Below are 12,128 nucleotides of genomic sequence, written 5' to 3'. Positions count from 1 at the left end.
ACGTATTCGTGCCGTTATTACTGATGCTGGGTACGTCATTTATGCCGTTTTTTAAACAGCGAAAACTGCGTTTAATACTTTTTGCAGCCCCAATTATTATTCTTTACTGCTTTGGTTTTTATCCTTGGCTTACAAATTACCAAGAAGTCGCTGTTTCATCATCCACCTCAACCCTCGATTTTATTATCATCCCAGTTTGGGCAACCTTATACGGCGCGGGTTTTGTAGTGCTGCATGAAATTGGGCTAGGTGTTGCTAGGGCGTTTAATTGGGGGAAGTGAATTTCCGAAATGGTTTCTTCATTTAACCACTCTGATTCGTATTCGGGCACAACTTTATCTGCCGCTTCACTACCAAAACGATCAGTTATGAAGTTGCGTAAATTGCCCATAAGGCGTGTGAGGGTGTTTGATGTGCGTAGCGATATACTGTCCATATAACCGGCAGCAAATTCAAAGGTAAGGGTGTCGGCGTTCTCATCCTGGTTAAATTGCCAGGCTAAACCATCAACAGCAGGAGGCTTGTCACCTAAGTAACCAATGTGGGCAAGTTTGTATCCGTTTTCGACTTTTTCTAATTTAACTGAGCGGTTAGGGTAGCGCTTATCTTCAACGGCTTGAGCAAACTCACTGCTTACTTCATCTGCTTTAGCGTAAAGTACGCCGTCTTCGGCTTTTAGTTCACTGGCCCAACCCCATGCAGGTGAATCCATTTTAGGGTGGCCGATTACAAGCGGTGCGGTTTTAGGTGTGAAGTTAGTAACAACGCTATTTAAATCAGCGTTACTAAAAGTTTGGGTATTACCTTTGCTGTCAGTTTGGGTACCAGCTTTAAAAACTTCAAACCAATCGAACTGAGTATTTTGCTTGCTTTGTGTGTCATGTTCTAAGTGCCAAAAACGATTAATTGGCACTTAGTTTATGAGTTGATGCATATGGGTGCTGCTGGAAAAGGGTTTACATGTATGGTTCTGACTATATTGAAAATTATAGCTTCATAATTTAACTCAATTAAAGGTTTTCCTTAATGTTGTTTCGCCTTATTTTTTTATAAAATGTTTTCCTTGCTGCTGAGAGATACTCTAGTATTTCATAAACGTTCGCAGTACCTTGGAATTTAAATAACTCACGATAAACATGAAGGTATGATTCAACCATATTTAGAAAAATATCTCTATTATTGATTGCTCGTGTTGGCTTGAATCCTTCAATCTCAAATTTTGATAAGTAGGGTCCGTTGTATGCATCAATCACATATTTATCGAAAGTGAGAGATTCCTTCTCCAACTCTTCAACTAAGTCATCAACTACTGAGTTGGGAATATTGAAATCGGCATTATTTATTGTGGAATTTACAAAAATTTTCCTGTAAGCCAATTGCGCTGAAATTTCAATTTTGAATGTGCCTCTTTTTAGCATTTCATCCTTGTTGTCTATTTCTTTTATGTATTCACTGAAATAAGTAAAGTGTGAAAAATAACTATTTGCTACGTTATTGTGTTCAACTAAACGATTACTTTTCGCTTTTTGTTTAGATGAATGAAAACGATTGAACATCACTCCAAAAGTTAAAGGTACTGTGAGTGATGCGATTGGAAATGCGTAGTACTTTGCAAAATCGTTTAAAGCAACAAAGCTTACTTCAAACTCTTTGTCAAAACTATAAACACCAGATTCGAAAAGATTCCACGTTACAGCAATGAACAGCACTAAAATTGCTAAGAGTGGGTATCCTATCCAACGAATAAATGCTTTATTTTCATGAAGGCCAATGTCTTCCTCTACAGGCATGTGCTTAATAAACCATTGCTTTATAATTTCAGGCACTTTGATTTCATCCTTTAAACTTATTAAGTTTCATACTATATTCAAAAAGCTACAAACAACCAAGGAACGGTTATTAAAATTAATATCCCACGAAAAGTGCTCTATGGTGTTGCTGCTCCAGCATTAATTGTATACATAGCACTTAATATTCACGTTTATGTCACCAACGACAGCAAATATTACTCAGAGAATCCAGATGAAGCTTTATCTGAGTTTTACATAGCATTGGCAGACCAGTTAAAAAACAATCCAAACTCTGAGTTCATAAATAAGTTGACTGACTCTTGTAAGGATAAAATTATAGATGATGAAGAGTTCATGGCTTTGGCAAAAATTCAAATCAAACAGAAAGAGCTCATTACGGTCAGTTACAAAGAGAAAATTGTGTTTGATGATGCTAAATCAAAACTCATTGAATCGTGGGAAAAGTACCAGAAGGAGAACTTGATACTTTAAGTTAGATTCAAACCATGTTTAAAACACGTTTAAATTCGACTGTAAGCGTTTAAACAGGCTCTAGCTATTCAACTATCCTTAAATTCAATTGAGAGAGATATGAGTTCTTATATAGATAAATTAGCAGGACTATGTGAAAACAACAAAACACTTAAAGTTTGCCAAGTTCAAAAAATAATTGAGTTGCACCCTTTTTTTGATGGCCAATCGATGAGTATAAGATTTATTAATAGCCCTAACTCAGCATTTAGACTTTCATCTTTGGAATTGAGTTACTCATTCTTGAATAACTACTCATCTAAAGGCTTTGATTTTGCAATCGATTTACTTAAATCTATATTAGACATTAAAGAGGTAAACTTTAAACAAATAGCCGTCATATGTGGTGTGGAGGTAAGTGATGAGATTGTTATTAACGATAAGCTTTCTTTAAAGCCATTTTTTGAACTTACAAAAGCAGGTGGAATTAAACATTTGATGAATGAGATAAACTCAGCAAGAGAAAATCCACATCCCATAATCGGGGTTTCTCCCTATAAGTTAGATGACCATAAATTTCCTTTTCTGAAAAGGTCTGCTTTAGTGTATGAATACGGAGGTTTTGATACTAACTGTGAGAATACAAAAGAAAATATCTTAGAAGTCTCAAATATTGAAAGACATTTAGAAGAAATTATATATTTTTTACCCGTTATTGTACCAGGCTGTTGTCCATTCATAGAGGTGACGGACCTTGTGGTGGAACATCCAGGGTTAAACCAATTACATTCTGGGTTCGGAACTTCGATTAAATCTCCCCCTATAATCCCAACAGAACAATCTACTACAACAATCACCTCAGATAGTTTTGACCTACCGATACTGGTAAATTTCATGGCTCTTCAAGGAAGGTTAAAGGATAAATTAAATTTAGCTTTAAAACACTATGTAGAGTCTCTTTGGGTTTTCGATTCAGACCGACAGGTTTTAGGCTGTGCAATTGCTTTAGAATGCATGTTACTAAATAGAAATAGCGAACGTAAAACAAGGACTCTTTCAAATAAAGCTGCAAATTTACTTGCAACATCTACGCGGAAGAAAAAATACTATAGGGAATTATTTAAAGGATTTTATAACTTGAGATCAGAAATTGTACATGCTGGAAAGGCCAATTACAGCAGGGAAATAACTTTAAATTCTTCTACAGTTATCAGCGGAATTGACTCGTTGACAGAAGTCAAAAGCTTAATACCTTTGATTATTAAGGCTTTAATTTACCGGAATCAAAGCAAAAGCTGAAATAGCTTTTTTATTGTTGTCTGACTGTATTGTTTGCTTTTCTTTTAGCTATTAAAGCAGGCACGTTAGCGCGGGCTTTCATTAACTTAGTTAGCTCGCTTTTGAAATCATTAATATCCAAACCATATTGCTTAGCATCTTTTAGGTTTTTCTTTGCTATGGCTATTTTGTCATCTAATTTTGCTTCTATTCTTAATTGTTCGGCACTCTTAACTTTTTTCTTCGCTAGCCACCAATCAATCCCAAAAACAATTAAATTACATATAAAAGGTGAACTTGTGGAATAGGCTAGTTTGGCAGAATCGTCAACTACGTGTGCTTGAATCATTGCTATAGCGACCATATTCAACCCAGTCGCACAACTAATGAGCATCGGGTTGTTAAAAAACTTACTCATTAGTTTTACCTTCAACACTCAGAAGAGCGTTTACAAGTTCTTCATCGTTTTCTAAATTTATGCGCTTAAAAGTTATATGGTCGCCATCAATGATTTCTACATCAATGAACTTTGGAGGAAAGAATTTTGCGGTAATAATTTTTGCAACTGTCGGTATTACAGACACCCAAATATATGGCAAACATAAAATAATGCCTACCATAATTATTAATTGAATGTATGCTTCAGTCTCACTCATTATCTGGTACTAATTTATCTTCTTTTGCTGCTCTATGCCTTTCAACTTTTATTACCTCACGAGTAATTGAAGGAGAAGTGCCAGTCTTAAACTTTGTTGTTGTTTTTAATTTTACAACGAACAAATCACCTTTGGAAACACGTTTATTCTCTTCAATAAGACTTAAAAAAGTTTCATCTTTCATTTTAACGCTAATTACTTCACCGGTGGTTAACTCTGCTGTCCAACCAGTAGAACCACTAAAATTAACTTTAACAAAACGAACTTCTGTACTTTCTGTTTCTTCTTTAATTTCTTCTATTATTTCTCTTGAAGGGGTCTTAAAATCCTTAACTTGCTCTTCTTCATATAATGACACTTCACCATCCTTTTCATCTTTGATGACAAGCTTTGCATTAGAAGCTCCATCTAGAGGCGCTTTTATAACTTTTTCTAAGTCTTTTCTAAATGTTCTATCGACTATAAGTCTTGCAACATTACTATCGGCCTCAACTTCAGAACCATCTTTTAAAATTAGTTTAGATGTTCCATTTCCTAAGTCGATACGTGAAGCAACAGGTCTAGACTGAATCTCCCCAAGTACTTCTAAAAGTGTTTTAACTCCTAATGGAGCAGCAGCAAAGCCTAATAAACTGAGAGGGTTTATACCGGTACTATTTAGCCAGGTCACAAATTCAATCACAAATGAACCTTGATTATTCGCACGCACATCAAGGTCAATACTTGAATCATCACCATTTATAACTTTATCAGCATGCTTTAAAACACTAGCTGTATTAACTATTGCATTCCCTAAAAGCTCAGCATCAATAGTATGGTCTTTAGTCTCACTTGTATCATAGGATATTTTGAAAACTTGTTTGATTTTATCGTTCATATTATTTCTTATTTTTTATAGAGGGAGGAGAGTACTTCTTAAATCTTAGTTTAGAAGTAAAAAGCCTAGATGAGTTTTGAAGTTTTATCGAAAAGTGCTGTTTCATATAACATTAGATCCATCTAAATTGATTTTTTATATTTTAAACACAATAGCTTGTAAACGACTAGATATTTAATTTAAAAAGCTACATTCCTTTCATTGCATTTAAAAATGAACTGAATGAATCCTCAAGTATTGCTGAGTTTAAATTTTCTGACTCAGTAAGTTCCGTTTCATCAATCTCAAGACCTAGTTCTTTTCTGACTGAGATAATATATGGCGTTGTTAGATACGAAATTTGGTTGTGCTTTTCCATACATAAATTAACAAAGCTCAGAAAGTCTGTTTTTTCTGATGCCTTTAATCGATCTAACTCTAAAATCTCAGAATTGTTTAATTCTTCTTTAGCCTCTAAATAGTTAATGCGATCATTGCAAATAATTAAAGGGGTCCTGTGCTGTTGTAATTCCAATGAAGCACAATTAAAAGCTGTCATTAATTCAACAGTAGCTTTACAGGTTTCAACTGAACCAACGACCTTAACTTTAGAGATAGATTTCACTTCTTTCTCAATTATGGAAGTAAATTCGCTCTCCGTTAAAGAAAGCTTACATAAGTTAGCTAGACTATTTGTTAAAACAGTAAAAGACTCTATTGCATCTGTGTAAATTTTAATTTTTAAATCTAAATGCTTATCTACAGTAGCAACTAAAAGTTGATTTTCTCTTCTTATGTCTTCTAGCTTTTCTGCATGTTCAGCTTTGATCTTCTCAAGTATCTGTGCGTTCTCATGCTTAATCTTTTCAACGATGTCAGTAATTTCACCAACATCTTGTTTTGTAGCAAGATTTTTGCTTTTTTGATCTATGTATCCTTTAAAAAAAATTCTTGCAAAAAAGAGTATTGCTGCAACAGTTATAGATGAAAATAAAGCAGCATTTAAAAATTCCGTAACAAATTCCTTTATTATCATCTTAAATTTTAGTCCTTTGTAAAACTCTCTATAAACGGCCAAGAAATGTGAAGCGGCCTGATTCGATATCGTCTACCTCAACCTCAACAAAGAAGCTTGAATAAGCAGTGTTGTAGATGGTGACTTTGAGATATTACATTAAAGATTAATGTTTATTCAATCGGACTGCGATAAAGGGCGCATTAGTTTATTTCTCTTAATATCTTGAGGTAAGGGTAGGGAATGACCGTCGAGGTAAACTAAATAAACTTACTTTTCATTGTAATGTAAATTGGTTGTACGATCGCCACCGTTTCAAAGTGAAAACAAACATTACTTAGATAAAGCGCGTAATTGAAAACACGGTGAAGAAATAACTAAACTACAGGATAAATATTGCTATCAGAGACATGCTCAAAGTTAGTATAAGAAACCTAATGCCTAGCTTAAATTAAGTGGATAAACAGATAGTTTGAGTAGACTTTGATTTGGAAATTACATTAAGTTAAATTTACAGTTAACTATAAGGAAGAACAGAACACTAAGGATAGTTTTGAATAAATTCATAATTTATCTATTTTTATTGCCCCTCGCTATTATCTCATTTGGTGCTTCAGCAAACGCAGGACTACCTATGATTATGCTTGCAGTGCCTGTGTATTCGATCTCTTTGTTACCAATAATTGCTATTGAAGCAATATACCTTCAAAAAAGTTTAGATTTAACCAAAGGACTATCGGTAAAAACAGCATTTGTTTCAAACTTAGTATCTACAATTGTTGGGGTTCCTTTAACTTGGGTTATTCTTGTTTTAATACAAATGCTGACGGGTGGTGGCGCAGCGTATGGCATAGATACATTTGTCGGTAAAATGTTAGCAGTAACGTGGCAAGCTCCTTGGTTAATCCCTTATGAATCTGACTTACATTGGATGATTTTATTTGCGGGGTTATTCCTACTTATTCCTTTTTATTTTGTATCATGGTGGTCAGAATTTTTAGTTTCAAAGAAAATGCTTGCAGATACAGGGCTTAGTAAAAATGACATTAAGCTTAAAGTAATGAATGCAAACCTAATCACATATAGTTTGTTGGCGTTTTGGCCAATTGGCTGGTACGTAGTTGGCTACGTATTAAAGTAACAGGCAATTCATGAAAGTCTAAAATTAATAAATCATTTTTATATTCAGAATATTGTAAATTCTTACAGAGAAGTTGATCACTCATTTTGATTAAGTCATTACCAATGATATTCAGCGTCTAACTTACTTAAACCAAATTGTACAGCTATCCAATTTGAACTTGTAGGGCATCTACATGGCTTTCGATATAACAAATAGTTTGTTGTAGAACCAGTCATAGTTAATGAACTTAAAGCCATAACGGTTACGGGCAGTGAAAACAAAATTGATTTTATATTTTTGGGGAGCCGTACAAGTAACACATATCAAATCTAGGTTTGTAAAAATTCACCGTTTTGGACTTATTGGAATGAAGTAAGTTTGGTTGAAAATTTACAAAGTAAAAATGAGAATTGCATAGAAAGCTATAAATTCGTGAAAACCCAAATTAAGCAAAAAAGGGTTAAAAAACCTTAAAATCTAACGACCAATGAACCTGATTATAAAGATAAATACAGTATTTAACATAATATAAATTATAGGTAGTTATGTATCTATACATAGCTATACCTATTCTCTGCGCATGTTAAGTCCAATACTAGACGGTATCGGACATTAAGGTGGTGTTTTATCATATTATTCATTTTATTAGTGCTTGTTTCTTGAGCTTAGTTATCTCATGACTTATATTAAAACTATCAACTTGAGATGTAACGATAAGATGTAAACGATATGGAATTTGTGAAGCCGTTAGAACCTATTCTGATAATCGATGATATGCAAGATATCCGCGACTATCTAAATCAAATTTTAACTGGTCTTGGTTTTGACGATATTTTAGAAAGTCGAGATTTTGAATCAGCTAAAACCGTTATTGAAGAAAAGTCGCCTAACGTAATCTTTCTTGATATTGAACTACCTAACACTGACGGTACAGAAATTCTTGAATACTTAAATGACCGCCATCCTCATACTCATGTTGTTATGTGCTCTGGCCATAATAGTCTTGAGAATGTGCAAAACACCTGGGAATTAGGTGCAAAAGGTTTTATCGCCAAACCATTCAACGCAAAAAAAGTCGACTCAGTTATGAAACGTCTAGAATTGATGGAAACCATAACAAATTAAGTAGTTTATGAATTCGACAATCCAACTCATTATCGATGACCTATCAACGGTCATTTTTGGTAAACAACAACAAATCAAGCTCGCCTTAACGTGTTTATTTAGTGAAGGCCACCTGTTAATTGAAGATTTACCAGGTATGGGCAAAACCACGTTATCTCACGCACTTGCTGCGGTTCTTGGCTTGTCATATCAACGTATTCAATTCACTAGCGATTTATTACCCTCTGATATTCTAGGCACTAATATCTTTGATGCTAAAGAACATAGTTTTTCATTTCATCAAGGCCCAGTATTTAGCCAAGTTGTATTAGGTGATGAAATTAATCGTGCCGGTCCTAAAACACAAAGTGCACTGTTAGAAGCAATGGAAGAAAAACAAGTGACGGTCGATTCGGTTAAACATGCCCTACCATCACCATTTTTTGTAATTGCTACACAAAATCCTGTGCATCAATCTGGCACTTATCCGTTACCAGAGTCGCAATTAGACCGCTTTTTTATGCGTATTAGTTTAGGTTTTCCTGATAAACACGCTGAGAAAAACCTCATTCTAGGCTTAAACAACCGAAATTATGACGACTTACCTGTGCGCATTAATCCTGAGCAACTAGCTGTAATTCAAAAAGAAATTAATAAAGTAACGATAAGCAACGCGGTGGTAGATTATATTCTTGAGCTCGTTGCGTTTACTCGCCAAGATAACCATTTTGTAAACCCATTATCACCAAGAGCTAGCATTGCGCTTGCCCGCGCTGCAAAGTCATGGGCGTATATTGAAGGCCGTGATTTTGTAATGCCTGAAGATGTACAAGCGGTTTTTCCTAGTGTGACTGATCACAGACTTGGCTTAAACGCTGTTGACAGTGGCTATGCACTTAAACATGTGCCTGTAAGCTTATAAAACATGTTTAAGCACCCTGCTTTTGTTAATCAATTTCGTCAGTCCGTTTTTAATAAGTTATTAAAAAACAAGCATAAAACCAACGAAATTGAGCTGCAACATAAAACGATTTATGTATTACCCTCAAAACTTGGTGGGCAGTTTTTACTAATTGCCTTACTGAACTTTGTGATGGGCATTAACTATCAAAATAACCTGATTTTAGCCATGGCCTATTTAATGGTGGTTGTTTTAGTATTTGCGATACTCACCGGCTATAAAAATGTGCGAAGTTTGTCGGTTAAATACCTATCAGTAAATGAAAGTTATGCGCCCAATGTCCCCGTTGCGCGTTTTCAAATTCACGCACAATCACACTGTGAACTTATAAAACTGATTAATGACAACCTTGAATCCGAAACTGTGTCACTGCAAAGCAAAGAGAAAAAGACCGTTGAAATAGCACTTAAATGCAGTGAACGTGGTGCTTATGGCTTTGATAGAATTAAAATCATTAGCCACTTTCCATTTGGTTTAGTGTCTGTGTGGAGTTACATTGAACCAACCGAAACCGTGTATGTTTACCCACAACCTATCACCGCTGAAAAGCTTGATACTCAGCTCCATGACAATGACGAACGCGACGGTGATAACGCTCAAGTTAAAGCCGGTAATGATGACTTTTATCAACTTACCCCTTTTGTACAAGGTACAGCACTTAATAAGGTATCGTGGAAACACTTCGCTAAAACTCAACAACTATTAACGAAAGAATTTACCAGTGATGCATCACAGGAATTAGCACTTAATTTCAATATGTTGAGTGGCAATAATGAGCACAGATTAAGCCAGTTATGTTTTTTGGTTAATCAATTAACCGACCAACACATGGCGTTTTCGTTAACCTTACCCAATAAACACATTGCAAAAGGCCAAGGGATCAATCATCAAACAACCTGCCTACAAGCTTTAGCGGAGTTTTAATTATGAATACGCCGCTTATAAATACTGTTTTATCACTGCTGTTTATTGTTACCAGTGGCTTTTTGTTTACTGAAGTAGCGACTCCATTCTTAGCCATATTGGCAGGCCTGAGTTTTTTAAACCTGTTTTTAGGTAAGTTTTATAAAAAACTAAATGGATTGGTGGCGAATATTTTGGCTGCGGTTTGCTTAGTTGCCTTATTTGTTCTGGTTGGTGTGGGCGATACCGTAAAGTTATTTGTCTCGATGATGCTACTTGCTAGTAGCTTTAAATTGCTTCAAGCGAAAGCCGTTAAACAGTATCAAACCGTGTGTTTACTGGTGTTTTTTAACCTTTCAACGGTGTATTTGTTCCATCAAGGCTTGTTCGAAACCTTGGTGGTGAGTGTACTTTATATTGTTAACTTCGCGGTACTTGGCTATTTAACTAGCCCACAAAGCTTTAAGGCTGCTAACAAACAAAGTTTTAAAACTATATTATTGGCCTTACCCATAGCAGCATTTTTGATTTTATTTTTACCTAAGCTACCCGCATTTTGGCAGCTACCGGGGCCAAAACTTGCTAAAACGGGGTTATCAGAGCAGGTTAACCCCTTTTCGATTGCGAAATTAGCTGAGTCAGATGACTTAGTTTTTCGGGTAGAACAACAGCCAGAGCAAGCTTTACAAGCACCCTTTTACTGGCGCAGCCTTATTCATGATGAGTTTAATGGCAGTGAATGGTTAATATCGGACATTTTGAAATCGCAACAATATAACCCAATTCGCCGTACAATTACTCAAAGTAATGGTGTTAATTATCAGGTTATTGCAGAGCCTTCATCTTTAAATTGGCTTTTTGCAGTTGGCTTTGCGCAAAGTGATAATTCTGATGTGCACTCAACCTACAATGGTTTGTTAAAACGCAAAGGTAACTTAAACAAAAACATTAAATACGCGGTAACGAGTAGCCAAGCCTCGCTGAGCCTAAATGAATTTGAAAAACGCTTATACACCCGCTTACCGAAAGCAACTAATCCACAAACAACAGCTTTGGCAAAAGAGCTGGCTGCTGAGCATAAAAATGCCCAAGGTTACTTTAATTCGCTACTTGATTACTTTAATCAGCAGCAGTTTGCTTACACATTAACACCTACACCCATGTATGGTGATAATACGTTAGACCAGTTTGTGTTTGATACCAAACGTGGCTTTTGTGGCCACTATGCCAGCACCGCTGCATTTATGTTTCGTGTTGCCGGTTACCCTGCCCGTGTTGTGTCGGGTTATTTAGGCGGAGAACAAACTAAAGCTGCAACACTTAACATTTATCAATACGATGCACATGCTTGGGTCGAAGTGTTCTTTGATGAAAAGTGGCATATATTTGATGCTACCGCTGTTGTTGCCCCGGAGCGTTTAAACGGTTCGTTATCACAACTGGGGGATTTAAACGAAAGCTTTAACGACAATCTTAACTTTGGCCTAAAGCGCTGGAGTCATTTTAAAGCAATAAACTGGCTTAGAATTCATCTTGAAGAGCTCGACTATAAATGGACTAACTGGGTGCTTACGTTTGACCAAGAATCACAACAAAGTCTATTTGATTCACTGTTTGGTAATAAGTCAGCATGGCTTACGCCTTTAATTGTGTTAGGTACATTATTACTGAGCTTTACTGGCTATTTCTTATATAACAAACGCCCTATTCGAAGTAGAGAGCCGCTGGTTGATGACATCACTAAGCTATACCTGTGGGCAAAAAAGCAAGGCATTGAGCCAGTTGATACCAACACGCCACTGCAAAATATTGCTTTAATTAAACAGCAAAAGCCTAGAACAGAGGCATATTTAAGTGAGTTTGAGCAAATAATCATCGAAGTACGTTATCAACAGCAATCATATAACCAAAATCGCAAAAACCGCGTACGAGTTCTGTTAAACTCTCTCAAAACAGCCAAATAGAGAACAA

At 35.7% G+C, this 12,128-nt stretch carries 13 protein-coding genes; 7 read left to right on the top strand and 6 right to left on the bottom strand.

Annotated features, from left to right (window positions below):
• Positions 1-136: 136 nt before the first annotated feature.
• Both ISP07_RS03650 and ISP07_RS03645 read right to left on the bottom strand, forming a co-directional pair.
• A complete protein-coding gene (locus ISP07_RS03650; protein ID WP_228290504.1) occupies positions 137-913 on the bottom strand; it encodes a hypothetical protein in 777 nt (258 codons plus the stop codon).
• A 97-nt stretch (positions 914-1,010) separates the two neighbouring features.
• Positions 1,011-1,826 carry a hypothetical protein gene (locus ISP07_RS03645; protein WP_209326831.1) on the bottom strand — a complete coding sequence of 272 codons (816 nt, stop codon included), beginning with the start codon at positions 1,824-1,826 and terminating at the stop codon, positions 1,011-1,013.
• 96 nt (positions 1,827-1,922) lie between these two features.
• Here ISP07_RS03645 and ISP07_RS03640 point away from each other — a divergent pair, with 96 nt between their 5' ends.
• Positions 1,923-2,282, top strand: coding sequence for a hypothetical protein (locus ISP07_RS03640; protein WP_209326830.1), 360 nt, complete (start codon positions 1,923-1,925; stop codon positions 2,280-2,282).
• Positions 2,283-2,381: 99 nt separating this feature from the next.
• Positions 2,382-3,560 carry a HEPN domain-containing protein gene (locus tag ISP07_RS03635; protein WP_209326829.1) on the top strand — a complete coding sequence of 393 codons (1,179 nt, stop codon included), beginning with the start codon at positions 2,382-2,384 and terminating at the stop codon, positions 3,558-3,560.
• Between the two features lie 10 nt (positions 3,561-3,570).
• Here the strand turns inward: ISP07_RS03635 and ISP07_RS03630 are convergent, their stop codons facing one another.
• The 4 genes from ISP07_RS03630 to ISP07_RS03615 form a co-directional block, all read right to left on the bottom strand.
• On the bottom strand, positions 3,571-3,957 hold the full coding sequence (locus tag ISP07_RS03630; protein ID WP_209326828.1) for a hypothetical protein: 387 nt from the start codon (positions 3,955-3,957) through the stop codon (positions 3,571-3,573).
• Entirely contained in the window at positions 3,950-4,195 is a 246-nt protein-coding gene (locus tag ISP07_RS03625; RefSeq protein WP_209326827.1) for a hypothetical protein, read from the bottom strand. Before ISP07_RS03625 ends, ISP07_RS03630 begins: the two co-directional genes overlap by 8 nt.
• The gene (locus ISP07_RS03620; RefSeq protein WP_209326826.1) at positions 4,188-5,072 is read right to left on the bottom strand and encodes a hypothetical protein; all 885 of its coding nucleotides are present in this window, start codon (positions 5,070-5,072) and stop codon (positions 4,188-4,190) included. The genes ISP07_RS03625 and ISP07_RS03620 overlap by 8 nt, the downstream gene beginning before the upstream one ends.
• Before the next feature lie 187 nt (positions 5,073-5,259).
• On the bottom strand, positions 5,260-6,087 hold the full coding sequence (locus tag ISP07_RS03615; protein WP_209326825.1) for a hypothetical protein: 828 nt from the start codon (positions 6,085-6,087) through the stop codon (positions 5,260-5,262).
• A 532-nt stretch (positions 6,088-6,619) separates the two neighbouring features.
• Here ISP07_RS03615 and ISP07_RS03610 point away from each other — a divergent pair.
• The 5 genes from ISP07_RS03610 to ISP07_RS03590 all read left to right on the top strand — a co-directional run bounded on the left by ISP07_RS03610 (position 6,620) and on the right by ISP07_RS03590 (position 12,121).
• Positions 6,620-7,207 (top strand): hypothetical protein, encoded by a 588-nt coding sequence (locus ISP07_RS03610; RefSeq protein WP_209326824.1) that lies wholly within the window; start codon positions 6,620-6,622, stop codon positions 7,205-7,207.
• 711 nt (positions 7,208-7,918) lie between these two features.
• Positions 7,919-8,314 (top strand): response regulator, encoded by a 396-nt coding sequence (locus ISP07_RS03605; RefSeq protein ID WP_054553848.1) that lies wholly within the window; start codon positions 7,919-7,921, stop codon positions 8,312-8,314.
• Between the two features lie 7 nt (positions 8,315-8,321).
• Positions 8,322-9,215, top strand: a complete 894-nt coding sequence (locus ISP07_RS03600; RefSeq protein WP_209326823.1) for an AAA family ATPase — start codon at positions 8,322-8,324, stop codon at positions 9,213-9,215.
• Positions 9,216-9,218: 3 nt separating this feature from the next.
• Entirely contained in the window at positions 9,219-10,178 is a 960-nt protein-coding gene (locus tag ISP07_RS03595; protein ID WP_209326822.1) for a DUF58 domain-containing protein, read from the top strand.
• Positions 10,179-10,180: 2 nt separating this feature from the next.
• Positions 10,181-12,121, top strand: coding sequence for a transglutaminaseTgpA domain-containing protein (locus tag ISP07_RS03590; protein ID WP_209326821.1), 1,941 nt, complete (start codon positions 10,181-10,183; stop codon positions 12,119-12,121).
• Positions 12,122-12,128: the final 7 nt, after the last annotated feature.

It is taken from the genome of Pseudoalteromonas sp. PA2MD11, assembly GCF_017808125.1.
Taxonomy (GTDB): domain Bacteria; phylum Pseudomonadota; class Gammaproteobacteria; order Enterobacterales; family Alteromonadaceae; genus Pseudoalteromonas; species Pseudoalteromonas simplex.
The sequence above is the reverse complement of the archived record's forward strand: the minus strand, read 5'-3'. Positions and strand labels throughout refer to the sequence as shown.